This is a genomic window from Aureimonas sp. AU22 (assembly GCF_001463745.1).
Lineage (GTDB): Bacteria > Pseudomonadota > Alphaproteobacteria > Rhizobiales > Rhizobiaceae > Aureimonas.
In genome coordinates this window covers 37,783-64,579 of the sequence record NZ_BBWJ01000006.1, presented here as the reverse complement: position 1 = coordinate 64,579, position 26,797 = coordinate 37,783, and the positions used below count along the sequence as shown (strand labels likewise).

General features: G+C 69.9%; 26 protein-coding genes. 15 read left to right on the top strand and 11 right to left on the bottom strand.

Annotation, left to right across the window (positions count from 1 at the left end; all coding sequences use genetic code 11):
- The first annotated feature begins 39 nt into the window (after positions 1-39).
- Positions 40-810, top strand: coding sequence for a hydroxyacylglutathione hydrolase (gloB, locus tag AUL34_RS02805; RefSeq protein ID WP_061930869.1), 771 nt, complete (start codon positions 40-42; stop codon positions 808-810).
- The gene (locus tag AUL34_RS02800) at positions 807-1,253 is read left to right on the top strand and encodes a cupin domain-containing protein (RefSeq protein ID WP_061930866.1); all 447 of its coding nucleotides are present in this window, start codon (positions 807-809) and stop codon (positions 1,251-1,253) included. Before gloB ends, AUL34_RS02800 begins: the two co-directional genes overlap by 4 nt.
- A gap of 18 nt (positions 1,254-1,271) precedes the next feature.
- Here AUL34_RS02800 and AUL34_RS02795 read toward each other — a convergent pair whose 3' ends face one another.
- Positions 1,272-3,194, bottom strand: a complete 1,923-nt coding sequence (locus tag AUL34_RS02795) for a methyl-accepting chemotaxis protein (RefSeq protein WP_061930863.1) — start codon at positions 3,192-3,194, stop codon at positions 1,272-1,274.
- A 196-nt stretch (positions 3,195-3,390) separates the two neighbouring features.
- On the opposite strand from AUL34_RS02795, the gene AUL34_RS02790 reads away from it, so the two are divergent.
- From AUL34_RS02790 to AUL34_RS02770, 6 genes are all read left to right on the top strand, one after another.
- Complete coding sequence (locus AUL34_RS02790; RefSeq protein ID WP_061930861.1) at positions 3,391-4,227, top strand: PhzF family phenazine biosynthesis protein; 837 nt, start codon at positions 3,391-3,393, stop codon at positions 4,225-4,227.
- Positions 4,228-4,263: 36 nt separating this feature from the next.
- Positions 4,264-4,854 (top strand): hypothetical protein, encoded by a 591-nt coding sequence (locus tag AUL34_RS02785; protein WP_061930859.1) that lies wholly within the window; start codon positions 4,264-4,266, stop codon positions 4,852-4,854.
- A 124-nt stretch (positions 4,855-4,978) separates the two neighbouring features.
- On the top strand, positions 4,979-5,134 hold the full coding sequence (locus AUL34_RS22125; protein WP_156420751.1) for a hypothetical protein: 156 nt from the start codon (positions 4,979-4,981) through the stop codon (positions 5,132-5,134).
- A gap of 110 nt (positions 5,135-5,244) precedes the next feature.
- Positions 5,245-5,547: a putative quinol monooxygenase gene (locus tag AUL34_RS02780; protein WP_061930994.1), complete on the top strand. Its 303-nt coding sequence runs from the start codon at positions 5,245-5,247 to the stop codon at positions 5,545-5,547.
- 16 nt (positions 5,548-5,563) lie between these two features.
- The gene (gene trmD, locus AUL34_RS02775; protein WP_061930856.1) at positions 5,564-6,265 is read left to right on the top strand and encodes a tRNA (guanosine(37)-N1)-methyltransferase TrmD; all 702 of its coding nucleotides are present in this window, start codon (positions 5,564-5,566) and stop codon (positions 6,263-6,265) included.
- 54 nt (positions 6,266-6,319) lie between these two features.
- Positions 6,320-6,502, top strand: a complete 183-nt coding sequence (locus AUL34_RS02770) for a hypothetical protein (RefSeq protein WP_061930853.1) — start codon at positions 6,320-6,322, stop codon at positions 6,500-6,502.
- A 7-nt stretch (positions 6,503-6,509) separates the two neighbouring features.
- Here the strand turns inward: AUL34_RS02770 and cysC are convergent, their stop codons facing one another.
- The 4 genes from cysC to AUL34_RS02750 all read right to left on the bottom strand — a co-directional run bounded on the left by cysC (position 6,510) and on the right by AUL34_RS02750 (position 11,087).
- Positions 6,510-8,180: an adenylyl-sulfate kinase gene (gene cysC / locus AUL34_RS02765; RefSeq protein WP_156420750.1), complete on the bottom strand. Its 1,671-nt coding sequence runs from the start codon at positions 8,178-8,180 to the stop codon at positions 6,510-6,512.
- A gap of 32 nt (positions 8,181-8,212) precedes the next feature.
- Positions 8,213-9,064 (bottom strand): 3'(2'),5'-bisphosphate nucleotidase CysQ, encoded by an 852-nt coding sequence (cysQ, locus tag AUL34_RS02760; RefSeq protein ID WP_061930849.1) that lies wholly within the window; start codon positions 9,062-9,064, stop codon positions 8,213-8,215.
- A gap of 109 nt (positions 9,065-9,173) precedes the next feature.
- A complete protein-coding gene (locus tag AUL34_RS02755) occupies positions 9,174-9,866 on the bottom strand; it encodes a sugar transferase (RefSeq protein ID WP_082653117.1) in 693 nt (230 codons plus the stop codon).
- 339 nt (positions 9,867-10,205) lie between these two features.
- The gene (locus tag AUL34_RS02750) at positions 10,206-11,087 is read right to left on the bottom strand and encodes a LysR family transcriptional regulator (protein ID WP_061930847.1); all 882 of its coding nucleotides are present in this window, start codon (positions 11,085-11,087) and stop codon (positions 10,206-10,208) included.
- Between the two features lie 111 nt (positions 11,088-11,198).
- Between AUL34_RS02750 and AUL34_RS02745 the strand changes: the two genes are divergently transcribed.
- Positions 11,199-12,695 (top strand): CoA-acylating methylmalonate-semialdehyde dehydrogenase, encoded by a 1,497-nt coding sequence (locus AUL34_RS02745; protein WP_061930844.1) that lies wholly within the window; start codon positions 11,199-11,201, stop codon positions 12,693-12,695.
- Positions 12,696-12,863: 168 nt separating this feature from the next.
- Positions 12,864-13,790 carry an AEC family transporter gene (locus AUL34_RS02740; protein ID WP_192845678.1) on the top strand — a complete coding sequence of 309 codons (927 nt, stop codon included), beginning with the start codon at positions 12,864-12,866 and terminating at the stop codon, positions 13,788-13,790.
- Positions 13,791-13,796: 6 nt separating this feature from the next.
- Here AUL34_RS02740 and AUL34_RS02735 read toward each other — a convergent pair whose 3' ends face one another.
- The 5 genes from AUL34_RS02735 to AUL34_RS02715 all read right to left on the bottom strand — a co-directional run bounded on the left by AUL34_RS02735 (position 13,797) and on the right by AUL34_RS02715 (position 19,052).
- Complete coding sequence (locus AUL34_RS02735) at positions 13,797-14,438, bottom strand: nucleoside triphosphate hydrolase (RefSeq protein WP_061930837.1); 642 nt, start codon at positions 14,436-14,438, stop codon at positions 13,797-13,799.
- 18 nt (positions 14,439-14,456) lie between these two features.
- A complete protein-coding gene (gene cysG, locus AUL34_RS02730; RefSeq protein ID WP_061930988.1) occupies positions 14,457-15,923 on the bottom strand; it encodes a siroheme synthase CysG in 1,467 nt (488 codons plus the stop codon).
- 269 nt (positions 15,924-16,192) lie between these two features.
- Positions 16,193-16,621, bottom strand: a complete 429-nt coding sequence (locus tag AUL34_RS02725) for a heme-binding protein (protein ID WP_061930834.1) — start codon at positions 16,619-16,621, stop codon at positions 16,193-16,195.
- Between the two features lie 61 nt (positions 16,622-16,682).
- The gene (locus AUL34_RS02720; protein ID WP_061930830.1) at positions 16,683-17,942 is read right to left on the bottom strand and encodes an Hsp70 family protein; all 1,260 of its coding nucleotides are present in this window, start codon (positions 17,940-17,942) and stop codon (positions 16,683-16,685) included.
- 126 nt (positions 17,943-18,068) lie between these two features.
- Positions 18,069-19,052, bottom strand: a complete 984-nt coding sequence (locus tag AUL34_RS02715) for a glycosyltransferase family 2 protein (protein WP_061930827.1) — start codon at positions 19,050-19,052, stop codon at positions 18,069-18,071.
- 125 nt (positions 19,053-19,177) lie between these two features.
- Between AUL34_RS02715 and AUL34_RS02710 the strand changes: the two genes are divergently transcribed.
- From AUL34_RS02710 to AUL34_RS02700, 3 genes are read left to right on the top strand one after another with little or no spacing between them, the layout of a single operon-like run.
- Complete coding sequence (locus AUL34_RS02710) at positions 19,178-20,398, top strand: glycosyltransferase (protein WP_061930824.1); 1,221 nt, start codon at positions 19,178-19,180, stop codon at positions 20,396-20,398.
- Positions 20,395-21,201 carry a WecB/TagA/CpsF family glycosyltransferase gene (locus tag AUL34_RS02705; protein WP_082653116.1) on the top strand — a complete coding sequence of 269 codons (807 nt, stop codon included), beginning with the start codon at positions 20,395-20,397 and terminating at the stop codon, positions 21,199-21,201. Before AUL34_RS02710 ends, AUL34_RS02705 begins: the two co-directional genes overlap by 4 nt.
- The gene (locus tag AUL34_RS02700) at positions 21,198-22,079 is read left to right on the top strand and encodes a DUF6492 family protein (RefSeq protein WP_244492419.1); all 882 of its coding nucleotides are present in this window, start codon (positions 21,198-21,200) and stop codon (positions 22,077-22,079) included. The genes AUL34_RS02705 and AUL34_RS02700 overlap by 4 nt, the downstream gene beginning before the upstream one ends.
- Here AUL34_RS02700 and AUL34_RS02695 read toward each other — a convergent pair whose 3' ends face one another.
- On the bottom strand, positions 22,080-23,324 hold the full coding sequence (locus AUL34_RS02695) for a lipopolysaccharide biosynthesis protein (RefSeq protein WP_244492418.1): 1,245 nt from the start codon (positions 23,322-23,324) through the stop codon (positions 22,080-22,082).
- Positions 23,325-23,398: 74 nt separating this feature from the next.
- Here AUL34_RS02695 and AUL34_RS02690 point away from each other — a divergent pair, with 74 nt between their 5' ends.
- Both AUL34_RS02690 and AUL34_RS02685 read left to right on the top strand, forming a co-directional pair.
- On the top strand, positions 23,399-24,508 hold the full coding sequence (locus AUL34_RS02690) for an endo-1,4-beta-xylanase (RefSeq protein WP_244492417.1): 1,110 nt from the start codon (positions 23,399-23,401) through the stop codon (positions 24,506-24,508).
- Between the two features lie 99 nt (positions 24,509-24,607).
- A complete protein-coding gene (locus AUL34_RS02685; protein WP_061930815.1) occupies positions 24,608-26,791 on the top strand; it encodes a GumC family protein in 2,184 nt (727 codons plus the stop codon).
- Positions 26,792-26,797: the final 6 nt, after the last annotated feature.

Sequence of the window (26,797 nt, the reverse complement as noted above, 5' to 3'; positions counted from 1 at the left end):
TCTAGTTAGCGCGGTCACGGCCAAGGCGCGAGGTTTGCGATGACATCCTATCCGATTCGGCAGTTCGGCTGCCGCCGCGACAATTTCGGCGTGCTCCTGCACGACGCGGCCACCGGCAACACCCTGTCGATCGACGCGCCGGAGGAGGCGCCCATCCTCCAAGCGCTGGAGCGCGAGGGCTGGCGCCTCACGCATATCCTGACGACCCATCACCACGACGACCACGTCGCGGCGAACCTTGCCCTCAAGGACCGGTTCGGGGTCGAGATCATCGGTCCGGAAGCCGAGCGCGCCCGCATTCCCGGCATCGACCGGGGCGTTCGAGGGGGCGACCGTTTCACGATCGGCAGCCTCGCCATCGAGGTGATCGACACGCCCGGCCACACGGCGGGCCACGTGTCCTATTTCGTGCCGGGCGCAAACGCCCTGTTTGCGGCGGACGCGCTGTTCTCGCTCGGGTGCGGGCGCCTGTTCGAGGGCGATGCCGCCACGATGTGGGACAGCCTCCAGCGCCTGCGCGTCCTTCCCGACGAGACGATGCTTTATTGCGGCCACGAATACACGGCGACCAACGCCCGCTTCGCGCTCGATGTCGATCCCGGCAACCTCCTCTTGCAGGAGCGGGTCAAGGAGGTGGAGGGGCTGCGCGTGCGAGGGGAGGCGACGCTGCCCGTCGAACTCGGTCGCGAGAAACGGACCAACCCGTTCCTGCGGGCGGACGATCCCGAACTCCAGGCGGCTTTCGACAGGACCGGACAGGATCCGGTCGCCGTCTTCGCGGCGCTGCGCGAGAAGAGGAACGGCTATTGAGATCGCACGACGTCATCGCGGCCCTGAAGCTGGCACCGCATCCCGAAGGCGGCTGGTATCGCGAGACCTTCCGCGACACCGCGGTGGACGAAACCGGCCGGCCCCGCTCCACCGCGATCTACTACCTCCTCGACCTCGGCGAGACCTCCAAATGGCACCGTGTCACGGATGCCGCCGAGACCTGGGCCTGGCACGCCGGGGCGCCGCTCGTGATCACCGTTTCGCCGAACGGCCATGACGCGTCGGCCCAGCGTCTCGGCGTCGGGGTCCTGACCGGCGAGGTCCCGCAGTTCACCGTGCCGGCCGGGTGGTGGCAGACGGCGACGAGCCTCGGCGAATGGACGCTCGTCACCTGCACGGTCGCACCGGGCTTTCGCTTCGAGAGTTTCGAGATGGCGCCGCCCGACTGGCGCCCGACGCCGCGCCCGCCCCGCTCGCAATAGAGCTGGCGGACGAACGCCTCAGAACTCTTCCCAGCTGTCGTCGACGGACGCAGGGCGAGGGGCTGCGCCGCCATGGCCGGCGGTGCGCAGCTGCGCCACCGGACGGGGTGCGGCGGCAGCCGGACGACGCGTCGCCGGCATCGGCACGGCGCGCTGGCTGGTGTCCCCGACGCGGGTGCGGAAGCGACGCGTGAGCGCGGCGAGCTGATCGGTTTCCACCGTGAGCGCCTGCGCGGCGGCCGTTGTCTGTTCCACCATGGCCGCGTTCTGCTGGGTGACCTTGTCCATCTGGTCGGCCGCCGTCGACACTTCGCGCAACGCCACCGCCTGCTCCTTGGCCGAGCCCGCGATCCGGGCGACGATCCGGTTCATCTCCGAGACCTGGCCGACGATCTCCTCGAGGCTGTGGCCCGAAGCGGTGACGAGCTCGACGCCCGCCTCGACCTGGGTGCCCGATGCCGAGATCAGCGTCTTGATCTCCTTCGCCGCCTCGGCCGAGCGTTGGGCAAGGCCTCGCACCTCCTGCGCCACCACCGCAAAGCCTCGGCCCGCCTCGCCGGCGCGCGCGGCCTCGACGCCCGCGTTCAGCGCAAGAAGGTTGGTCTGGAAGGCGATCTCGTCGATGACGCCGATGATGCGGCCGATCTTGCCCGATGAGTCCTCGATCTCGGCCATGGCCTCCATGGCCCGCGCCACCACGGTTCCGCCGGCCTCGGCGTTCTTCTGCGTCAACGCAGCCGACCCTTGCGCCTTGGCGGCGCCCTCGGCCGTGCCGTTGACCGCACGCGTCACCTCGCCCAGCGCCGCCACGGTCTCCTCGAGATTGGCGGCCTGCTGTTCGGTGCGCTGCGCGAGATCGTTGGACGCATTGGAGATCTCGCCAAGCCCGAGGCGGATCGTGCCGATCGCGCCGACCACCGCGCCGATCGTGGTCTCCAGCGACTCCACCGAAGCGTTGAACGTCTCGCGGATCGGCTCGAACTCGGCCGCGACGCTCGTGTCCATGCGCACCGTGAGGTCACCCGCGCACAGACGCTCGAAGCTCGTCTCCACGAGATGCACGAAGGCGCGCAGGTCCTCGGCGCGGGCGCTGTCGATCGCAGCCTGCCGCTCGCGGCTGGTGGCCTGCGCCAGGCGGGAGGTCTCCGCCTCGGCCTCGAGGCGCTCCTTCTCGATCGCGGCGGTCTTGAAGACCTGAACCGTCTCGGCCATCGCGCCGATCTCGTCGCGTCGGTCGAGGCCCGACACCTCGACCGTCTTGTCGCCCGATGCCAGCTTGCGCATGTCCGCCGTGAGGCGGATCACGGGCTTGGAGATCGAGCGCGCGATGGCGAAGGCCGCCGCGCACAGAGCCATCAGGATGCCCGTGCTCCAGCCGGCCGCGCGGTAGACCGAATGGCGAAACAGGGTGTCGAGGTCGTCGACATAGACGCCGGTGCCGACCGTCCAGTTCCAGGGGGCGAACTGCGTGGTGAAGGACAGCTTGGGCTGCGCCACATCCTCGCCGACGCGCGTGCGGTAGTAGCTCGTGAAGCCGCCGCCGCCGGCCGCGTTCGCGATGAGCGCCCGGATATGGTATAGGCCGTTGTTGTCCCGCTCGTCCCAGCCACTCTTGCCTTCGAGCTTGCTGTCGCCGTGGATCATGCGCGTGCCGTCCGGCAGGAAGGCGAAGATATACTCGCCCTGGCCGTAGCGCATGTTGCGCACCGCCTCGCGGGCGGCGGTCTGCGCCTGGGCCTGCGTCATTCGGCCGGCATCGGCTTCTCCGGCGAAGTGCTTCATCACCGAGACCGCCGATTCGACCTGCATCTGCAGCATGTGCTGCCGATCCGCCCAGATGCTGGAGCGCAGTTCCATGAGCTGCACCGCCATCACGGCAAGACTGCCGAGAGCCGCCAGCGCGATGAGCATGGCGAGCTTGCGCGAGATCGTAAGACGCATGGAATGGACGCTTCCCTTGACGTGGATGGCGTCGACCCTAGACCCGGCCCCTTAATACTCTGACTGTCTTACGATGACGGACGCGTGATGGCCGCGGCTTTGCAGCGCCTGACGAGGCGAAGCTCGGGGCAACGGTTCGGCTGGACGCGATCCGGCCGGCGGCGCATAAACCTGGCGGCGACAGGGGAGTGCAGCGATGCGTAGACGGTTCATCCAGTGCGACGTGTTCTCGGACGTGCCGACGCGCGGCAACGGGCTTGCGGTCGTTCTCGACGGCAAGGGACTGGACGATGCGGCGATGCAGCGCTTCGCCACATGGACGAACCTGGCCGAGACGACGTTTCTGCTGCCGCCGAGCGACCCCGCCGCCGACTACCGGGTGCGCATCTTCACCACCGCGGGCGAGCTGCCCTTCGCCGGCCATCCGACGCTGGGTAGCTGCGCGGCCTGGCTTCATGCGGGCGGTGTTCCGCAGGACGCGTCCACGGTGCGCCAGGAATGCGCGATCGGGATCGTCGAGATCGACAGGAGCGGTCCACTTCCCGCCTTCGTGGCGCCGCAGACCCGCATCGCGCCTATGGAGCCCGATCGCCTTGCCGAGACCCTGTCGGCGCTGCGGATCGACCCGGCCGACGTCGTGCGCGCGGCCCGGCTCGACAACGGTCCGACATGGGATGCGATCGAACTGCGAAGCGCGGCAGCGGTGCTCGCCGTCGATCCGCGCGGCGCGAGCTTTGCCCCCGAGCGACGGATCGGCTTGATCGGTCCCCACGCGCCGGGCGGCGAGGCCGATGTCGAGGTGCGCATGCTGGCGATTTCCGACAGCCTCAAGGAAGATCCCATCACCGGCTCCCTCAACGCCGCTCTGGCGCGCTGGATGGAAAGCGAAGGCCGCATGGCCTCGGCCTATGTCGCGGCGCAGGGGACGGCCATCGGTCGGCTCGGACGGGTCCATGTGCGGGCCGCCGGCGAAGGCCGCGTCCTGATCGGCGGCGCCGTGACGATCCTGATCGAGGGAACGCTCACCCTGTAGCCGCAAGGCCCGCACCCGGCTTTCGGAGGACCGCCGATGCATCCCTTTCTCCTGGTTCTGGCCGTGCTCTCGGCTCCCGCCGCCCCGCCGCCCGCTTCCGAGACGACGGGAGCGGTCTCGCCGCTCCTGCCGAGCCTCTGCCGGCCCGTGGACGCGAGCGCCGGCGGCGAGGGTGTCCTGCGCTGTGCCGGGCTTGTGGGAACCGACGTGTTCCTTCGCGGAACCGAGGACGCGCGCGAACTGGCGCTTGCGCGCCCCGAGGGTTTTCTGCCGGCGCCCCCGGACGGCGGCCGGCTCGGTCGCTCCGTGGTCTGGCGCATCCTTGGCGACCGACCGGTCGCCGCCCTCCTGCGCTATCGCTTTCCCGATGCCGCCGGTGGCGCTGCGGACGTCCTTCTCGCTCTCAAGCCGGCGCGCGGCAACGAACCCGGGTGCCTCGTGGGCGCGGTGGAGGATACCGGCGGCCCGTCGGGCTCGGCGCCCGACCGTGCCGCCGCGTTCGCCGACCGGCGCGCGCCGCTGTTTCGCTGCGGACGGGACCGGCCGGAGCTGGACGGGCTCTGGTCGGCGGCGGGGCGCGCCCGCATGCTGGCCTGGTTCGGCGCGATGGCGCCGGATGGCGGCTGACGGCGAGGCTTATCGCTCCCCCCCGGCGGAAAAATGCGGGTTCGTTCGAATTCGAAGGAATCCCCTCGGGGATCCTTAGGGCACCCCTCGCATGATCCCGGCAGATCCGACCGGGGAACCTGCCATGACCGTCACCGCCATTCCCGCCCGCTCGTCCCGCCGCCGCGCACGCACCACGTCCCGTGAGCAGGATGCGACCAATCCCGCACGCGGCATCATGGTCGGGCTCGGCCTGTCCGCCCTGCTCTGGACCAGCATCGGCGCGTTTTTCCTGCGCTGACACCGATCGTTCCGGCCAGGCCGGGCGTTGCGCCGGCGTTGCCGCCGCGATAGGCCAGACCCGCACGGTCCGAAGGCAGTTTAGCCTCGACCGGAAAAGGGATGGGCCAAATGATCGTCGTTGCCGGAACCTTGAGACTGACGCCCGAAGGGCTGGCCGCCGTGCGCGAGGTGGCGCGCGCCACCGTGACGGCGACCAATGCCGAGGCCGGCTGCATCGTCTACGCCTTCGCCGAGGATCTGCGTGAGCCCGGCCTGATCCGCATCTACGAGGAATGGGAAAGCCGCGAGGCGCTGGACGCCCATGGCCGTGCGCCGCACATGACCGTCTGGCGCGACGCCCTGAAGACCGTCGAGGTCCAGGGCCTGGACCTCAAGCTCGTCGAGACCGCTTCGGTCGAACCCTTCGCCTGACGGGAAGGCCTGCCGGATGCCGTTCCGCGCCAGCGTGCTGACCCTTTATCCCGAGATGTTTCCCGGTCCGCTCGGGGTGTCCCTCGCCGGCCGCGCTCTGGAGCGCGGCGACTGGAGCCTCGAGGCGCGCCAGATCCGCGACCACGGGATCGGTCGTCATCGCACCGTGGACGACACGCCGGCCGGCGGCTCGCCGGGCATGGTGCTGAGGCCGGATGTCCTTGCCGAGGCGATCGATGCGGCGAGCGCGCCGGACGACGGGCGTCCGCGCCTGCTTCTGAGCCCGCGCGGCCGCCCGCTCGATCAAGCCCAAGTGCGTGACCTCGCCGCTGGACCGGGCGTCCTTCTCGTCTGCGGTCGGTTCGAGGGAGTGGACGAACGCGTGATCGAGGCGCGGCGGCTCGAAGAGGTTTCGATCGGCGACTACATCCTGTCGGGCGGCGAAATGGCGGCCCTCGTGCTTCTCGACGCCGTCGTGCGTCTTCTGCCCGGCGTCATGGGCAACGCGCAGTCGGGGCAGACGGAAAGCTTCGAGAACGGCCTTCTCGAGCACCCGCACTATACGCGTCCGACCGTCTGGGAGGGACGCGAGATTCCCCCTGTGCTCCTGTCGGGCCATCACGGCGCGGTGGAGCGCTGGCGCCGGGAGGAAGCCGAGCGGCTCACCGCGGACCGACGCCCCGACCTTTGGGCCAAGGCGCGGGTGACCAAATCCTGAACGCGAGTTTAGGCGACAGCGATCGGACGTTCGGCTACGGTCGGATCGGAACACATGAAGATGAGGCCCTTTGCCATGACGGGATCGCTCGAAATCGCCGCCCTTCTGCGGCGGGCAGCCGCCAGGGCCTACGTGGAATGCCCTGATATCCTGCGCCCGGCGCGCGGTCTGGCCGTCGGCCTCGCGCTGTCGGCGATCCTCTGGCTGACCGTCGTCAATCTCGCGTTGATGGCGTGAGCGCCGCTCAACCGCTCGCAGGGGCGAGGAAGCCGGCGCGCTCGAGATAGGCGACGACCTCGTCGGCAAGCGCCTCGGCCGACCGTCGGTCGGTCTCCAGGTGCAATTCCGGCGCTTCCGGGGCCTCGTAGGGGCTGTCGATGCCCGTGAAGTTCGGAATGCGGCCCGCCCGGGCCTGGGCATAGAGCCCCTTGGGATCCCGCGCCTCGGCGACGCCGAGCGGCGCATCCACGAACACCTCGATGAACTCCCCCGCTGCCAGGAGGTCGCGCGCCAGCCGCCGCTCGGCCCGAAAGGGCGAGATGAACGACGCGAGCGTGATCAGCCCGGCATCCACCATGAGCTTGGCCGTTTCGGCGACGCGCCGGATGTTCTCCACACGATCCTCCGCTGTGAAGCCGAGATCCCGGTTCAGCCCATGGCGCACATTGTCGCCGTCGAGAAGATAGGTATGGTGACCGAGCGCGAAGAGGCGCTTCTCCACCAGATTGGCGATGGTGGACTTGCCCGAGCCGGACAGGCCGGTGAACCACAGGAGCGCAGGGCGCTGCGCCTTGGCGGCCGCCCGCGCCGCCTTGGTCACGTCGATCGCCTGGCGATGGATGTTGGCGGCCCGGCGCAGCGCGAAGTCGATCCGGCCGGCCGCCACGGTTCGCCCGGACAGGGGCTCCGACAGGGTGAAGGCGCCGAGCGCGCGGTTGCGCTCGAAGGGCTCGAAGACGATCGCTTCGGCAAGCGACAGGTTGACCTGGCCCGTATCCCCGGCCCGGAGCGTGCCGGCGGCAAGCGGCGCGGCATTCGCCGCATCGATCCGATGCTTGATGCGCGTGACGCTGGCGGGAACCTGCCGCGTGCCGACCTGCATTCGGTAGGCGCGGCCGGGCAGGAGCGGTTCCTCGCTCGCCCACAGGAGGCGCGCGGCGAACTGGTCGCATGTCTCCGGTCGGTCGGCGGCGGAAGCCAGGACCTCGCCCGCAAGCGCATCCATCGCCGTATCGACACGCAGGGTGACCATCTCTCCCGAAACAGCCTCCGGCCGCTCGGCTCCCGCGGTGCTGACGGTGAGAACCTTCGCGCCGCGCCCCGATCCCGCCGCCACGATCGCATCGCCCGGGCGAACGCGGCCGGACACCACGGTTCCCCGGAGCGCGGTTCCCTCCGATGCATCGTCGAGCGGCATGCGGAAGGGCATGCCGGCGTGTTCGGGGGCGATCCGAGCACCTTCGAGGAGAGAGAGAAGCAAGGCGTCGCCATCGTCGGTCCCCGGGACGGCATCGGGGGAAAGCGAGATCGCAAGGCATGTGGCGAAGCCGAGCGGCTCAGCGAAGCGAGTGAAGTCGGCGGCGATCCGGGCGAAGGCTCCGGGGCCGGTATCGCCTTCGGTGTGGATTGCGAGAATCAGCTGCCGGAGCCCCAACAACTGCGCGATCCCGACCCGCTGCCGCAAATCTTGATCGACGCCGGCCGGTGCATCGGTGACCAGCACCGCGACATCGCAGCGGGACGCGGCGAGTGCGAAGCCGGCACTGTCCGTCTCGCCGCGCAGGTCAATCACCGCGGGGCTCCGCTCGCCGTCCGCTGCCCGTAGGCGCGAGACGAGAGGCGAGCCGTGCGCCGTGGTGCGGCCCCATACGAGGATACGCAACGCGCCGGGCTGGTCGGGCTCGGATGGGGACATGGATGGCGGCCTCCTGGACGGACGCCACCGGATTAGAGTGCCGCTACGGACCTGTCCATGCGGGCGAGCCGCAGGAGGGCGGGATCGCCGAAGGCGAGAAAATGCGGGTTGGCGAAGTCGCAGTCGCCTTCCTGTTCGCGCTTGCCATAGAGGAGCGCCTCGCCGTCGCAGGTCGTCACGAGACCGCCGGCCGACCGCAGGATCGCATCGCCAGCCGCCGTGTCCCACTCCATCGTGCGGCCGAACCGGGGGTAGAGATCGGCCTCGCCTGCCGCCAGGAGGCAGAACTTGAGCGACGATCCGCAGGCGGCGAAGCCCGCGACGGGGAGGCCCTGGAGGAAGGTCTCCGTCTCCTGCGATCCATGGCTGCGCGACCCGACCACGGTGAGCGCGCCGGGAGCCGCGCGCACCCCGATCGCGTGGCGTTCACCATCGCCTTCGCTCCGCCATGCTCCGGACGGGCTAGCCGCGAACAATCGGCCGATCGCGGGCGCGAACACCACGCCGAGTACCGGCACGCCGTTCTCGACGAGGGCGATGTTGACTGTGAACTCGCCGTTGCCCGTGATGAACTCGCGCGTTCCATCGAGCGGATCGACGAGGAAGAACCGAGGGCAGGCGTCCGGCACGCGGCCGGCCGCGGCCTCCTCTTCCGCAACCACGGGCACGCCGGGCGCCAGTCGCCGCAGACCCGCCAGGATCACCGCTTCGGCCTCGCAATCGGCCTGCGTCACCGGCGAGCCGTCGCCCTTTCGGGAGACGGCGACGTCCGGCCGGTAATGACGCATGATGCAGGCGCCGGCCTCCATCGCGAGGTCGGCGAGGGGGTCGACGAGCGCGTCGAGGTCGAGGCGGGCGGGCGAGGGGGCGGAAGCGGACGTCATGGCGTTCTTCCTCGCACGAAGCCGCGCAGGGCGGAAGCGGGGATACCCCTACGCAAAAAGGAGGGCCCGAAGACCCTCCCTGATCGTTTCGTCCTGCCGGGCAGATGCCTCAGCAGCTGCCTTCGCGGTTCATGACGACCTTGACCGTCTTGAACAGGATCTGGATGTCGAGCCACAGCGACCAGTGTCGGACGTAGTAGGTGTCGAACTTCACGCGCGAAGCGTAGCTCGTGTTGGAGCGCCCGTTGACCTGCCACATGCCGGTAACGCCGGGGCGGGTGCGCTTGTAGGCCTCGAAGCGGTGCGTGTAGCGGTGCACCTCCTCGTCCACGATCGGGCGCGGACCGATCAGGCTCATCTCGCCGCGCAGGACGTTGAAGAGCTGCGGGAGTTCGTCGAGGCTCGTCTCGCGCAGGAGGCGTCCGAGGCGGGTGACGCGAGGATCGTCGCGCAGCTTCTGCGTCGCCTCCCATTCGGCACGCGCGGCCGGGTCGCTCTGCAGCAGGCGCTGAAGCAGCTCCGCCGAGTTCGTCGCCATGGAGCGGAACTTGTAGCAGCGGAAATGACGTCCGTCGAAGCCGACGCGCTTGTGGCCGAAGAAGACCGGACCGGGGTCGCTGATCTTCATGGCGACGATGATGAGGAGCATGAGCGGGCTGAGCACGAGCAGCGCGCCGATCGTCAAGGTGACGTCGACCGCCCGCTTGAGCGAACCGCCGACCGGGCGGGACAGGTCGACCGCCACAGGCTGCTGCGTGACGTTGCTCTTGGTGCCAGCCGCCAACGTGGTGATCTTAGCCATCGCAATTCTCGCCGAGTTCTTAAAAGAACGGTAAGCATCCTATAAAGGAGTAGATGCATTCCGGCAACGGATTGTTTCGCACCTGCACAGAAGGAGTAGCCGCTGGCGACGCTCGCTGTGCGACAAATGGCATGGGTCGGGGACGATTCATTCACCATCCCAATGTGTTGCGTGGGCAGGAAACCCCCGGATTTTCGGCAGGTAAATCGTTATTACCGGCGAGAAACGAAGCGTGAGCACCATGTGGAGGGGCTTGAGGCCGTCCCTTGAGGCAACGCTTGTCCATCGCGTCCGATATGTTGCAGTGCAAAAAACGCGTGTCGTTGGGGGGTGACATGATCATCCGAACCGTGCGCGCTCCTCGTCCACGAGTTCTGCAATGTAGCGGGCGACGGCCTGCACGCGGGCCTGACCCCTGGCGCTCTCGTGATAGACCAGCCAGTATTCGCGGCGGATCTCGCGCTCGGGCAGCACCTGTTCGAGATCCGGCCGATCTGCGGCGGCGAAGGCATGGAGAATGCCGATGCCGAGCCCTGCGGCCACCGCCTCCATCTGGCCGAGGGCGGAGGAAATCTCCAGCCGGCTCTGCCAGCCCGGCGAGAACTCGCCCGCATATTGCAGCGACGGACTGTAGAGGAGGTCGTCGACATATCCGATCAAGGGATGATCGGCGAGATCCTCCAGGCGTTGCGGGCGTCCCGCGCGGGCGAGATAGGCCTTCGCCGCGTAGGCCCGGAGGCTGTAGGACACGAGCTTGCGCGCGACCAGCCGCCCTTGGTCCGGCCGCTCCACGGTGATCGCGATGTCGGCCTCGCGGCGCGACAGGGAGAAGGCGCGGGGCACCGGTACGAGTTGCAGAACGAGGGCGGGATGGCGTTCCATCAGGCCTTTCAGCCGCGGCGCGAGAAAGGCGGTGCCGAACCCGTCCGGCGCTCCGATGCGGACCGTGCCCAACAGGGAGAGGTCGGTTTCGGCGACGAGGGCGCGAGCGCTCTGCGCTTCCGCCTCCATCCGTTCGGCGGCGGGCAGAAACGCCGCGCCTTCGCCCGTCAGCGTGCAACCGCCGGGTCGGCGTTCGAAGAGACGCACGCCGAGCGCGCCCTCCAGAGCGTCCAGACGGCGCCCCACCGTCGCGTGGTTGAGGCCGAGCCGCCGCGAAGCGGACAGGATCTGTCCGGCCCGCGCGACGGCCAGGAACACCCGCACATCGTCCCAGTTCATGCACGCTCCGCCGGCAAGACTACGATTTTCGCACAATGGATGCACGATCGGGCCCCTTGCGTTCAAGCCGCACCAGGCGCCAGAACGAAAGGGGAGACAGGGAGACACAGCATGAACGAGATCGGTCACTTCATCGACGGCGAGCGCGTTGCGGGCACGGGCGGACGCTATGCGGACGTCTTCAACCCGGCGACGGGCCAGGCCACCGCCCGGCTTGCGCTGGCCAGCCGGGACGATCTGCAGCGCGCCGTGGACGCAGCCCGGGAGGCCCAGCCGAAATGGGCCGCCACCAACCCGCAGCGCCGCGCCCGCGTCTTCATCAAGTTCGTCGAGCTTCTCAACGCTCACATGCAGGACCTCGCCGAGCTCCTGTCGTCGGAGCACGGCAAGACGGTCGAGGACTCCAAGGGCGACATCGTGCGCGGGCTGGAGGTCTGCGAGTTCGTGATCGGCATTCCGCACCTCATGAAGGGCGAGTTCACCGAAGGCGCGGGGCCGGGCATCGACATGTACTCGATCCGCCAGCCCGTCGGGATCGGGGCGGGCATCACGCCCTTCAACTTCCCAGCGATGATCCCGATGTGGATGTTCGCGCCGGCCATCGCCTGCGGCAACGCCTTCATCCTGAAGCCCTCCGAGCGCGACCCGTCCGTGCCGATGCGCCTCGCCGAACTGATGATGGAGGCGGGGCTGCCGAAGGGCATCCTGCAGGTCGTCAACGGCGACAAGGACGCGGTGGACGCCGTGCTCGAGCATCCCGACATCTCCGCGATCTCCTTCGTCGGCTCGACGCCGATCGCGGCGCATGTCTATGCCGAGGCGACCAAGCGGGGGAAACGCGCCCACACGTTCGGCGGCGCCAAGAACCACATGATCATCATGCCGGACGCCGATCTCGACATGGCCGCGGACGCCCTGATCGGCGCGGGCTACGGCTCGGCCGGCGAGCGCTGCATGGCGATCTCGGTCGCCGTGCCGGTCGGCGAGGCGACGGCGAACGCCCTCGTCGAGAAGCTGATCCCGAAGGTCGAGGCGCTGAAGATCGGCCCCTACACGGACGCTGCCGCCGACTACGGCCCAGTCGTCACCAAGGCGTCGCAGGAGAAGATCCTCGGGCTCGTCGAGGCGGGCGTCCGGGAGGGCGCCAAGCTCGTCGTCGACGGTCGCCGCTTCCGCATGCAGGGCTACGAGGACGGGTTCTTCGTCGGCTCCTGCCTCTTCGACCACGTCACGCCCGACATGGAGATCTACAAGGCGGAGATCTTCGGTCCGGTCCTTTCGGTGGTGCGCGCCAAGGACTACGAGGACGCGCTCGCCCTGCCCACACAACACGAATACGGCAACGGCGTCGCCATCTACACCCGCGACGGCGACGCCGCGCGCGACTTCGCCAGCCGCGTTCCCATCGGCATGATCGGCATCAACGTGCCAATCCCGACGCCGCTTGCCTACCATTCCTTCGGCGGCTGGAAGCGCTCGTCCTTCGGCGATCTCAACCAGCACGGCCCGGACTCGATCAAGTTCTGGACCCGCACCAAAACGGTGACGAGCCGCTGGCCGTCCGGCATCAAGTCGGGCGCCGAGTTCTCGATGCCCGTGATGCGCTGACGCGCGGGGCCCGCGATGCGCTGACGCGCGGGTCCCGTCATGCGCTGAGGCCCGCGACCCTGCTGCACTGACGCTCGGCCGGCGAAAGTCTCTCGCGTCCGGTTCCAAACGATGCCACAAGGGTCGGCGGTCGCTCCGCCGGCCCTTCTTGCGCTGCGGCCCGGCCCGATGTTCACGATTCTCCTCTTCGCGCTCGCGCCGGTCTTCTTCGTGATCGGCCTCGGGTTCACGGCCGGCCGGCGCGGCTGGGTGGATGCACGCGCGACCGGCATGCTCGGTGCCTTCGTCGCCCAGTTCGCCCTCCCGGTCGCGCTGTTCCTGGCGATCGTCACGGCGCCGCGCGCGCTCCTGGCCGCCGAACTCGTGCCGACCGCCGTCTATCTCCTGACGTTTCTGGCGCTGCTCGGCCTTGCGCTCGTCTTCGCGCGGGCTTGGCGGCTACCGGCAATCACCACGGCGCTCTACGTCCAGACGGTCGGAATGCCCAATCTCGGGGGTATCGGCCTCGGCCTGTTCCAGTCGCTGGAGGGGCCGGGTTCCGAAGTGACGCTGGCCGTCGCCAACCTCGTCGGCACGTTCACGGTGACGCTCTACTGCTTCATGCGGCTGGAGATGCAGGGCGGCGGGCACGTCGGCCGGGCGCTCGCCGCGGCCCTGGTCAAGCCGATGACGATCCTGCCGCTGCTCGGCTTCCTCATCGCGTTCGCCGGCCTGCCGTTTCCGGACCTCGCCATCGCGGTCCTGAAGCCGCTGGCGCAGGCGACGGGCGGGGCCGGCCTCTTCCTGACGGGCGTCATCCTGTCGACGCAGCGCCTGCGTCTGTCGCGCACGAGCGTCCTCGCCGTGCTTCTGTCCAACATCCTTCGACCGGCGCTGGCTCTCGCGCTTTGCCTCGTCGTCGCCCTGCCGCCCGCCATCGAGGCGCGGATCGTGGTGGCCCTGGCGATCCCCGCGGGTTTCATCGGGACGATCCTGTCGGCGATCTATCGCGAGGGGACGGCGAAATCGGGCGGCGCGCTCGTCGCCACCACCTTCGCCTCGATCGTCACGCTGCCTTTCTGGATCGCGGTCGGGGTGTGGCTGGCGGCGTCGTGAGACGCCTCAGCCTGCGTCCGAGCGCAGCACGAGGTCGGCCGGGCGGCTCTTCGCCAGAACGAGGCGCATGTTCGGCAGATCGTTGCCCTCCATCTGGCGCACCATGGCTTCCGGCTCCAGCTGGAAGCCCATCCAGCGTTCGGTGAGCCGATCGATCAGCACCTCCTCGCTCGCCTCGACCATGACCGTGACGTCGAAGAGGGCGCCGAGATCGCGCCAGCCGGGCTCGTCGAGGAGGAGGTAATTGCCCTCCACCAGGATGATGCGGGCCTCGGGCTCGATGATGCGCCCGCCGGCCCGCGCGATCTCGATCGAGCGGTCGAAGACGGGCACGGCCACTTCGCGCCCGTCGTCCGCCCGCAGACGCTCCAGCGCCGTGCGGAAGCCGTCGAGGTCGAACGTATGCGGCGCGCCCTTGCGCGCGCGGTGACCCCGCGCATTCAGCACGAGGTCGTCGTAGTGGAAGCCATCCATCGGGAGGATGTCGGCGACGCCCTCGCGGCGCGCGTTCAGCCGCTCCTTCAGCTGTTCGGCCGTCGTCGACTTGCCCGATCCCGGCGCGCCGGCGATCGCCACGATGCGCCGGCGCTCGCCCTCTTCGCTGAGGAGCGCGTCCGTCAACCCCGCCAGCGTCACCTGCTCGCCCATCGTTCGTCCTCCGTCGTTTCAGACGGCCTTTGCCTGAAGGCGCGAGGTTTGGCGAGAGGGATCGAGCCGCTCCGGTTCGTAACCGAGAAGCGCTGCGGCCTCGACATCGGCGAAGACGCGGCCGACGCCGATGAGGATGGGGCGATCGATGCCGACGTGCCCGACGATCTCGCCGAGCTGCGACAGGGTGCCGACCGCTCGGATCTCGTCCGGTCGCGACAGGGCGGCCGCGACGGCCACCGGCGTTTCCCCCGCCAGGCCATGCGCGATGAGCTGCTCGGCGATGCGCGAGGCCATCCGCCCGCCCATGTAGAAGATCGTGGTGGCATGGTCGTCGGCGAGGGCCCGCCAGTCCATCTCGTCCGGCAGGTCGCCCTTCTGCGAGTGGGCGGTGACGAAGCGCACCTGCTGGGCGCGGTCGCGGTGGGTGAGCGAGACGCCGAAGGCGCCGGCCATCGCCGATGCCGCCGTGATGCCCGGCACGATGGCGACGGGAATGCCCTGCGCGCGAAGGTCCGCGATCTCCTCGCCCGAGCGACCGAACACGGACACGTCGCCCGACTTCAGCCGCACGACATGCTTCCCGGCATGCGCGAAGCGGGTCATCATCGCGTTGATGTCCTCCTGGCGGCAGCTTTCGCGTCCGCCCCGCTTGCCGACGAGCATGCGCTTGGCCTCGCGGCGGGCGAGCTCCAGGATGTCATCCGAGACGAGATCGTCGAAGAGAATGACGTCGGCGGCCTGAAGCGCGCGGACGGCCTTGAGCGTCAGGAGTTCGGCATCGCCCGGTCCCGCTCCGACCAGGGTGACGCGGCCGCCGGCCTGGGGGCGGGCGGAGAGTTCGCGCACGAAGGCACGCGCCTCGAGTTCGGCCGTCTCGTCCGGCACGCGGCGCGTGAAGGCGTCGTCGGAGAAACGCTCCCAGAAGGCGCGGCGTGCCGGCCCCGGTTGAAGTCGGTCCATCACCTCGGCCCGCACGCGCGCCGCCATCTTCGCCCATCCGGCGAGGGTGGCGGGCAGCAGCGTCTCGATGCGGCGGCGGATCGCCTGGCCGAGGATCGGCGCCGCCCCGTCCGTCGAGATGCCGACGACCACGGGCGAGCGGTTGACGATCGTGCCGAAGCGGAACTGGCAGAACGGCGGCTTGTCGATCACGTTGACGGGTACGCCGGCCGCCTGGGCGGCGCAGAAGAAGGCCTTCGCCTCGGCATCCGTTTCGCAGTCGGCGACGGCCAGGGCGGCGGCCGGGAAGATATCCGTGCCCCAGGGGCGGTCGTGGTGCCGGATCGCGCCGTCCGGATAGGGGAGCTCGAGAACCACGCGCATTTCATCGCCGATCTCGGCAGCGGGGCAATACAGGTCGACGGTGGCTCCGGATGCGGCCAGGAGTTCGGCCTTCCAGGCTGCGCCGTCCGTGCCGCCGGCCATCACGGCGCGCTTGGCCCTCAGATCGAAGAAGATGGGGAGGGTCGCGAGGGCGCCCATGCGCTGCGGGCGCTGGCGGGCGCCGGCGGCGTTGTCTGAGCTGGAGGACGCGTCGTGCCGCATCGATCTATCCCTGGATCTCTGATCTGCAGGAGCCACGATTCGTCCCGGCCCGCAAGCTTCGGCCGCTGGCGGCGGGGCTCGCACGGCCGGCGACCATCGCCCTTTCCATGTCGTCTGCCTCGTCGCCGAAACAAGACCGCGCGGGTGCGCCGAAACGCGCCCGCGCAGCAGGGCCGAGCAGCACAGGCGCTCTCGACAGGCGTTCCTCAGCCCGCGTCGGCGGTCAGGCCGACGGCCGCGATGCCGGCGGCCGCGGCCGCCTCGTCGTTGTCGGAGGTGTCGCCGGTGATGCCGACCGCGCCCACCACCTTGCCGCCGTCCCGGATCAGGACACCGCCCGGAACCGGCACCAGCGAGCCGCCGGCCAGCGCGTTCACCGCGTTGACGAAATAGGCCTGCTCCTCGGCCCGCTTCCAGAGCGCGCGCGAGCCGACGCCCATCTGCACCGCGCCATTGGCCTTGCCGATCGCGATCGCCGGGCGCAGCGGCGAGGCGCCGTCCTCGCGCTCCAGCACCAGGAGGTCGCCGCCGGCATCCAGCACCGCGACGGTGAGCGGCTTCAGGCCGAGCTCGCGTCCCTTGGCACGGGCGACTTCCACGATGCGGCGGGCGGTGTCGAGCGTAAGCGTGGTCATGGCGGGCTCCTTGTGTTCCGGGACCCCTCCCTAGCGCGCCGCGCCGCGCCCTGGCAAACCGTCAGGCGAAGCGGCGCGCGGCGTCGATGCCGAGACCGAGACCGACCGAGCCGAAGGCGTCGGACAGGGCCACGCGCGCATCGGGGAAGCGCGAGGTCGCCGCCTGGGCCACCGCCGGCACCTGCGCGCCGCCGCCGGTGAGGATCACGGTCTGGATCGCTTGCGGTTCGAGACCCGCCAGTCGCAGCGCCGCCTCGATCGCACCGCCGATCCGCTCCACCAGCTCGCCGGTCGCCGCCTCGAACTCGCCGCGCGTCACCGGCGCTTCGAGCGTCAGTCCCGGCTCGCGAAGGAGGATCGCCGTTTCCTCGTCGTGCGTCAGCGCGATCTTCGCCTTTTCCACCGCCCCCGCCAGCCGGTGGCCGGAGCGATGGGTGAGGACATGCTCCATGCGCTTCAGTTTCTCGGGTTCCGCCGCTTCCTTGGCGAGCGAGCGGATGTCGGCGATCACCTTCGCCGTATAGAGGGTGTTGATCCGGTGCCATGTGGCCAGGTCGTTGAAGTACCAGACCGGCAGGGTGCGCTTTCCGTCGGCGGTGGCCGAGCCGAGACCGAGGAGCGGCTGCATCCGCGCGATGTTGAGGAGGCGATCGAAGTCGGTCCCGCCGACATGCACGCCGGTGGTGCCGAGAATGTCGTCCGCCCGGTCGGGAAGGCGGGCGCGGTCGGGGCCGAGCCGCAGGATCGAGAAGTCCGAGGTGCCGCCGCCGATGTCGACCACGAGCGCGATCTGCTCGGCATTCACGCTGCTTTCGAAGTAGAGCGCGGCCGCCACCGGCTCGTACTGGAATTCGACATGGGCGAAGCCTTGGGCGCGCGCGGCCGAGGCGAGCTGGTCCTCGGCTTCCCGGTCGGCCGCGTCGCTCTCGTCCACGAAGCGCACGGGGCGGCCGAGCACGATGCGGTCCACCGGCGCGTCGGCCTCGCGTTCCAGCGTCTTGCGCAGGTGCTCCAGAAACGTGCCGATCAGCGCCTCGAAGCTCATGCGCTGGCGCCCGACCTGCGTCGTCTCCTTCATCAGCGAGGAGCCGAGGATGCTCTTGAGGGCCCGCATGAAGCGCCCTTCGGCGCCATCCACGTATTCGAACACGGCGCGACGCCCGAAATAGGTCTGCCCATCCTCGAGCGAGAAGAACAGGGCGGACGGAATGGTCAGGTGCTCGCCCTCGACGGCGAGAAGACGCGGCGTGCCGCCCGGGGCGCAGATCGAAAGCGTCGAATTGGTGGTGCCGAAATCGAGGCCGGCAAAGGTGACGGACATGGCGATGGGCTCACGGAAAACGGCGTCGCCACCTCGGCCGGGCGAGGCTTCGGGACGGGGGAAGGGGCGGGGCGGCCCGTCTAACCCATCGATCCCGCGATGGAAAGGGGTCCTCGTCCCCGCCGGTCAGTTCGCCTCCGGCTTGCGGTACTGCTCGCCGATCCGGCCGAATTCGCCCTGAAGCCTGCCGAGGGCGACCTGCATCGGGTAAAGGCCGATGAGAAGGGAGCGCTGGCGCAGGCCCTGCGCGAGGGCGCGCGGCGGCGACGCCAGGAGAAGCGCGGCGGTCTTGAGCCCTGAGCGCAGGCGTCCCTGACGACGCCGGTGGATCTCGCTCGACAGCGCCCCGTTGCGCAGCGAGCGCGCATGGATCCACGACCACTGCGTGCGCCGGGCCGGAACGGTCTCGGATACCCGGGCCTCAGCGCACCAGCCAAAGCGCGCGCCCGAGCGCGCCGCGCGGGAGAAAAAGTCCGCGTCGCCCCCGCCGGTAAAGTTGAACGCAGTATCGAAGAGGGGATCGCCCATGCGCTCCAGTAGCGCGCGCGACAGGCATAGATTGCCGGACGAGAAGAGGATCGGAACCCGGCCGGTCGCCCTGTAGGGTGCTCGGAACACGGGATGGCGGGCGACCGCGTCCCGCGCGCCGCCCTCGAAGACCGGCACCTGCGGCCCGCCTACGACGTCGACGTCGAGGCGCACCAGCGCCTCGGTCATGCGCTCGGCCCAGCTCTCCTCCGCCGCCTCGTCGTCGTCGATGACGAGGCAATGGCGCATGGCGGGAAACTCGCTGAGCGCCGCCTGGAAGCCCGCATTATAGGCCGAGCAGTTGCCCCGCTCGTGCGCGATCAGGACGAGGCCGGCCATCGCGCCCGTCTCGAAAAGGGTGCGGGCGGCCGACAGGCCCTCGCGCCCTTCCGCATCGTTCTCCATCACGATCACGGCAAGCCGGCGCGTCGTGCGCTGGGCGCGAAGCGAGGCGAGCGTGCGCAGGAGCCCCTCCGGCCGCCGGAAGGTGGGAACGATCGCCACCGTGTCGAAACCCGCCGCATCGTGGGGCGAGCGCGCTTCGATCGTGACGCAAGGGGAGGCGGTGCGTTGGTCTTCCATGACGGCCACGCTAGCGGCGGAGTGCTGAATATCCCGCGAACGTGACGCGCAAAAACCGAGGCTTTGACGAAATCGCAACTGGCGCATGACAGACTGGATATCGAACAGGACAGAACCGAACGTCGATGCATATCCTTTTCGTGACATCGCTCCTGCCCGAACGGGAGCCGGCGACAGGCTTCGAAATCGCCAACCGCGCGATCGCCGAAGCCTACCGCACGGCGGGCGCACGCGTGACGGTGGCGGGGTTTCGCCGGCCCGGCGCCGCGCCGGCCGACGGGCCGCACGTGGATCTCGGCGAGCTTGCGATCGAGAACGCCGGGGCGGGGGCCGCACGCAAGTTCCTCTGGGTCATCGCAGCGCTCCGATTCGGCCTGCCGGTCGGTGCGGCCAAGCTTCGGGTCATGCCGGAGCGCGATCTCCTCGACAGGCTTCGCGGCGCCGGCCCCTTCGATGCGGTGGTCGTGTCGGCGGCGCAACTTCCGCTCGCCTTTCCCGGGCTTCTGTCGCTCGCGCCCTCGATCTTCGTCGCCCACAATGTCGAGCACCTTTCGGCAGCCGAGATGAGCCGCAGTGCGCGGGGCCTCGGCTCGCGCCTCCTCTATCGGCGCGAGGCTAGGCTCCTGCAGGCGGGCGAGGCGCGGCTCTGTGCCGCAGCGCGGGTCATCCACAGCCTTGCCACCGCCGACGCCGAGCGCCTCGGCCTCGCGGGCGATGCCCGCTCGATCCCGCTCAGCCTCAGCGTCGGGCGCGGCGACGCCGCTGCCGACGATGGTTCGCGCCGGTTCGACGTGGTGATGATCGGGACCTGGAGTTGGGCGCCGAACCGTCTCGGCCTCGATTGGTTCGCCGCCGAGGTCGCGCCTCGGCTTGGCGCGGACATCCGGGTCGCCGTCGCCGGGCGCTTCGACGGAGCGCCGCCGGCCGCCCCCGCTCACGTGTCCTTTCTCGGACGGGTGCCCGACGCCCAGGCCTTCGTGCGATCGGGCCGCGTCGTGGCCCTGGCGACGCGCGGCGGCACCGGCGTCCAGCTCAAGACGATCGAAACCCTGGAGGAGGGCATGCCTGCCGTTGCGACGCCGTCCGCCCTGCGCGGCATCGGCGCGGCGTTGCCCGGCAACGTGCGCATCGCCGACGATCCCGAGACTTTCGCGCAGGCGCTGACGGACCTCGTGCGCCGCGAGCGATCCGGCGAGGCGCTGCGCCTCGACGGGCGTGCCTTCGCGGCCCGCCAGCGCGCCGATCTGGAACGGGGTGTGCGGGCGGGGCTGCGGCTTCTGGGGCTCGGCCCCGGCGACGAGGACGTTCCTTCCGTCCCGGTGGTAGAGGAGGCTCTCGCGTCATGATCGATCCCGCGCCGAAACGTCCCGCTGCCGGCACACCCGTGAAGGTGCGCCAGACCACCGAGACGCCGGCCGTGACCAGGCGTCTCGGGGGGCTCGATGTGGCCGCCGTGACCGGCGCGGAGGCGATCGCCCGCATCGAGGCGGCGCTCGCCGCCCGCAGGCGCCTCCAGATCGCCTTCGTCAACGCGCATTGCGTCAACGTGTCGGTGACGGATGCCGACTACAGCGCCGTGATGGCGCAGATGCTCTGTCTTCCCGATGGCATCGGCGTCGATGTCGGCTCGCGCATGCTCTTCGGCGAGCCCTTCCCGGAAAACCTCAACGGCACGGACTTCCTGCCTCGCTTCTTCTCGGAGACGCGGTTCGAGCTGCGCGTCGGCCTCGTGGGCGGCGAGCCCGGCGTCGTCGATCGGGCGGCCGAGCGGTTCGGCGAGCGCTTTCCCCGCCATCGGTTCCTCGCGGTCTCGCACGGCTTCTTTTCGGAAGGCCCGGAGACGGAGCAGATCCTCGACTGGATCCGGCTCGCGCGGCTCGACGTTCTTCTGGTCGGCATCGGGGTGCCGCGACAGGAACTCTTCATCGCCCGGCATGTGGGCGCACGCGAAGCGCCGGTCTCCTTCGGGGTCGGTGCGTTGCTCGATTTCACTGCCGGGAAGGTGGCTCGCGCGCCGGCCTGGGTGCGGCGCATGCGCCTCGAATGGGTCTGGCGGCTTCTGATGGAGCCGCGGCGCCTCGCCAAGCGCTACCTTGCGGGCAATCCGGTGTTCCTTGCGCGGATCGCACGCCAGCGCATCCGCAAATGAGCCCGATGCGCTTCGCGCTCGTCACGTCGAGCTATCGCGGCGACTTCGAGCGTTGCCGTCTCCTGTGCCACAGCATCGACCGCTTCGTGACGGGCTTCGAGACCCACTACATCCTGGTCGAGGCGCGCGATCTCGACCTGTTCCGGCCGCTTGCCGGACCCAAGCGCCGGATCGTCTCGGAACGCGCGCTTCTGCCCTGGTGGCTGCGCCCGGTGAACCATCCGCGCCAGCGCGGGCGGCGCCTCTGGGTCTCCCCGTTCGGCCTGCCCCTCCACGGCTGGCACGTCCAGCAGCTGCGCCGCTTCTCCATGGCAGCGACGATGGACGAGGGGGCGATGGTCTCCCTCGATTCCGACGTCGTCTTCGTGAGGCCGTTCGACGTCGGTTCCATGGAGGAGGGGGGGCGGGTCGCCTTCTATCGCGTGCCCGACGGCATGGACGAGGTGCTTCCCCATCTCCAGGCCGAACACGAGGTCTGGGCGCAGCGGGCCGCTCGCCTCATCGGCCTGAAGCCCCCTGTCCCGACGCGCACCACCTATATCGGCACGCTGATCGCTTGGCGGCGCGACACGGTGCGCGATCTTCTCGACCGGATCGCCGCCATCGCGCGGCGCCCGGCGATGGCCGCCTTGTGCGCCTCGCGCGCCCTGTCGGAATGCACGATCTACGGTCGCTTCGTCGACGAGGCGGAGGAGCGTCCGGACCGTCATCGACCCGAAGCGCTCGGCCGGTGCGCCGTCTACTGGGACGGCCCCCCGCTCGACGCGGCCGGCCTGTCCGACTTCTTCGCGAACCTCGGAGACCATCAGGTCGCGGTCGGCCTCCAGTCCTTCACCGGCACCGACCCGGCGCTGATCCGGCGCGCCGCCGGGCTGTAGTCAGGCCGGACGCGGCAGCGGCGCACGGCGCATGTCAAGCGCCATGTAGGTCGACATGGCTGACGCCAGCCAGAGGGCGGCGAAGACGCCGTTGAGGCCGAGCACCCAGGCCGTGTCGCCGGTCGCCTGACCGCCGCCGAGCACCAGCGTCAAGAGCCCGCCCTTCATCACCGTCAGGAACGCGAGGATGGTGGCCCGCACACCCGTGCGACCGCGGGCGTAGAGAAGCTCGCCCTCGTATTCCACGAGGTTGCGGAAGGCGGGGACCAGAAGCGCCATCAGCACAAGGGGCGCGGCGTCGGCGACGTTGGCGCCCAGCAGCGTCGGTCGAACGTGCAGAACGAGGCCGAGCGCGGCGAGGCCCCCGGCGGACACGAGGGCGATGCCGGCCTCCACCCCCCAGCGCACGCGCCACGAATCCAGGCGATCCGGCCGACGCATCAACGCCTGCACCGCCATCATGTTGAACGAGCGGACCGGCAGGGCCGTGAGGTCCACGAGGCGCATCAGCATGGCGTAGAGACCGGCGACGTGCGGTCCGCCGAGCGACAGGACCAGGAGCTTGTCGAGTTCGGACTGGAGATAGAAGAGCGCCTCGGCGCCCGCCACGGCGAAGCTGTCGGCGGCCCGGCGGCGGTAGAGATCGGGGCGCCAGCGCAGGCGCTGGCGCGGGTAGAGGAGGACGATGCCGCCGAGCGCCGCCGCGCCGTTGGCCGCGAGGTAGAAGAGGCTCCAGGCGGCGAGCCCGCCCTCGCGGCCGACCGTTCCGGCGAACAGAAGGGCGGCGAGCGCCTTGGCGCCCGTGCCCGCCACCACGAGCACGGAGGCGCGCCCGAAGCGGTTCATGCCGTTGTTGACGATGCAGACGACCTCCAGCGCCCGCCAGCAGACCACTTCCGCCGCCACGATGGCTGCGAAGGGCAGGGGCGCCATGTCGCCGGCGAAGACGCCGAGAAAGAACAGGGCGCCGGCCAGTGCCACAAGCGGCAGAGACAGGGCGAAGGCGGCCAGGAGCCCGGCCGTGTAGGTTCCGACGAGCTGGGGCTTGCGCGTCGCCGAGCGGTAGAGCGGCGAGACGAAGCCGAGACCGGCGATGCGCGACAGGACGATGCCGGTGGCCGAGGCGGTGGCGAAGAGGCCGAACTCCGACACGGTGAGGACATTGGCGACGGCGGTGAAATAGGCGAGCGACAGAACGAGGCGCCCGCCCGACCCGCCGAGGAGCTTGGCGTAGTCGCGCGCCATGTTCAGCTTTGCTTCAAGACTTCCTGTCAGGAATCCGGGGCGTCGCATGAAGCACCTTGGGAGGCAGCGGACGGATGACGAAGGACCGAGACGGCGCGTTCCGCGCCGCGCCGCGCATGCCCTTCCATAACGGCGCGAACTTAACGCGCCGTTCGTTCCTGGGCGCCGCCGCCGCCCTGGCAGGCGGATGGCCCGGCAGCGCTGCCGCCGCCGGCCCTGGCATCCCTTTCGGCGCGGCGATCCAGGCCGAGTATTTCGACGATACCGGCTATCGCGACCTGTTCAAGCGCGAATGCGACCTCGTGATGCCGATGAACGAACTGAAGTTCGCGCTCGTGCAACCCGAACGCGGCGCGTTCGATTTCAGCCGCGCCGATCGGTTGCTCGAATGGTCGGAGCGCAACGGCCAGCTTGCCCGCGGCACCACCTTCGTCTGGTGGTCCACCAACCCGCCCTGGCTGGAAGCGATCGAGGATGCGCGCGATCTCGAGCGCGCGCTCGTCGAGCACATCGAGCGCGTGGCCGACCACTGCCGGGGCCGGCTCACGAGCTGGGACGTCGTCAACGAGGTGATCGCGCACGACCCCGAGGAGACGGGCGGTCCGCTGCGCGACACGTTTTGGGTGCGGACGCTCGGCCCCCGGCACATTCCGATCGCCTTCCAGGCGGCCGCGCGCGCCGATCCGAAGGCACGGCTGGTGCTCAACGACTACGATCTCGAATTCCGCGGCCCCCGCTTCGACCAGCGCCGCGCGATCGCGCTCTCAATCGTGCGTCAGCTTCAGGACGCCGGCATCCGCATCGACGCCGTCGGCATCCAGGGCCATCTCTACGCGCATCAGGAAATCGACGTGGAGGCGCTCGCCCGCTTCGGCGCGGACTTGAAGGCGCTTGGCGTCGGCCTCCTGGCGACGGAGCTCGACGTCATCGATTTCCAGATTCCCGGCGGGACGGTCGAGGTCGACGCGGCCGCGGCCAAGGTCGTCGGCGACTTCCTCGACGGACTGCTGGGCGGGCAACGCCCCGAGACCGTGATCACCTGGGGCATGACGGATCGCTACAACTGGGTGGAGGACGTGATGCCGCGCGGCGACGGCCAGCCCTGTCGTCCTCTGCCGTTCGATGCCGAACTCAAGCCCAAGGCCTGGTACGCCGATCTCCGCCGGAGGCTGGCGCAGGGCTGACCCAACGGAAGGCGATCCACACTCTTAACGCTTTCTTTGCCATGAGCGACGAAAGGTAGGGGCAGCGACCACAAGCCTTCCCCGTTCCAAGGCCTTTCGATGTTCTATGCCGAGGATGCCGCATCCCGCCCCGCTTCGCGCTGGGATCCCGTCCCGGCGCAGGACGCCGAGCGCCGCCAGCAGAGCTTTCTCGACCCCGCCTATCTCGCCGGCGCCGTCTGGAAGGCGCATCGCAAGATCCTGCTTCTGGGCGTCGTCGGCGCCGTGGCGGCCGGCGCGCTCGCCATGTCCCAGCCCAAGCAGTACACGGCGACCGCGCAGATCGTGCTGGATCCGCGCGAGCTCAACCTCGTTCAGAACGAACTGACGCCGACGTCGAACGGGCTCAACACGGATGCGGCGCTGGCTCTCGTGGAAAGCCAGATCGCGGTGATGACGTCGAACAGCGTGCTTCTGCGCGTGGTGCGCGAGGCCGACCTCACCGCCGACACCGAGTTCAATGGCCTGCGCCAGAGCTGGCTCGGCGGCCTGTCGGCGACGGTGGCGGCCCTCACGTCGGACGATCCCGCCCAGGCCGCCGACACGCGCGAACTGCGCACCGTCACCAACCTGTGGCGCCACATCTCCGCCGTGCGCAACGCCAACAGCTTCGTCATCAACGTGTCGGTGGAGAGCGAGGACGCCGAGAAGGCGGCCCGCCTCGCCAATCTGACGACGCAGATCTTCATCGCCGAGCAGGGCCGGGCGCAGTCGGACCTCGCCCGCCGCGCCACGACCGCCCTGTCGTCGCGCCTCGCCGAGCTGCGCGCACGGGTGGTGGAAGCCGAGGACGCGGCCGAAGCCTACAAGGCTCAGAACCAGCTCGTCGGCGTCGGCGGCCGCCTGATCGACGACGACTACATCACGCGCGTCAACAACCAGCTCGCGGACGTGCGCTCGCAGATCACCTCCCTCAACGTGCGCGCTCGTTCGCTGCGCGAGGCGAGCGTCGAGGACATCGCCGCCGGCAACTTCCCCGAGGGGCTGAACTCGGAGGCGCTGCTGCGTCTTCGTCAGGTCTATTCCGAGGCCGCCCAGAACCAGGCGATCCTCGCCTCGCGCCTTGGTCCGCGCCATCCGCAGCGCATGGCCGCCGATCAGGCCGTGACGACGGCGCGGCGCGGCATCGAGACGGAGCTGTCGCGGATCGTCGCCTCGGCGCAGACCGAGCTCGCCCGTGCCCAGGCCACCGAGCGCGATCTTGCGGGCCAGATCGATACCCTGCGCACCCGCCAGATCGAGACGAGCGGCGCCTTTGTGCGCCTTCGCGAACTCGAGCGCGAAGTCGATGCTTCGCGGGCGGTCTACGAGGCCTATCTTCTGCGCGCGCGCCAGACGAGCGAGCAGGAAAGCCTGAACACCACCAACGTGCGCGTCATTTCCGACGCCACGGTGCCGTTCCATCCCTCCAGCCTGTCGCGCAAGCTGGTGGTCATCCTGGGGCTCATCGGCGGGATCGGTCTCGGCGTCGCGCTGGCGCTCGTGGTGGCCGCCGTCCGGGCCCTGCGCGGGACCGCGACCCCCGCCTCGGTCGCGGCCGACCGCATCGCCGACGAGCCGAAGCCCTTCCGCCCCGCCTTTTCCTACGGCGCCTACGATATCGCCGCTGCCCCCATGCGCCGGCCGGCGACGGAGCCGAACTTCGCTCCGGCCGCCGAAGCCGCGCCGGCCGAGGCCGAAGCGTCCGAAGTCGCTGCGCCGGCCCTCGATCCCGCCGAAGGGGATTGGTCGCTGCGGGGCGGCACGTTCGACCACCCGGAGGCCAGCGGCGAAAGCGAAACGCGAGGACGAGACCCGGAGCTTCGGGCTGAAGCGGCCGAAGAAAACGACGTCGCCGCCGACCCCATGGCGGTCGGAAATGCCGACGGCACCCACGACGAGCCGGTGGCCGCTGCGGAAGCGCCGGTGCAGGCGATCGAAGACGCGGATCAGACCGCCGAGCCCCTCGAGATGCCCTGCGACGACCAAGCGGTGGCGGACGAGACGACGCCAGCCGCTGCGTTCCCCGGCGAGATGACGGAGATCGAGGCGCGGCGCGAGGCGTTGCGCCAGCGAATCCGCGAGCTCGGCGTTCGCCGCACAGGGCGCGCGACGGCGGCCGCGCCGGATCTTGCCGCTGCCGGCGGCGAGAGCATGACGGCGGTGGAGCGGCGCGAGCGCATCAGCCTTCGCCTGGCTGCGGCCCGTGGCCGCCGAAGCGAGGCCGCTTCGACGCTGACGCAGGCCGAGGTCGATCGGGGCTGAGGGGGC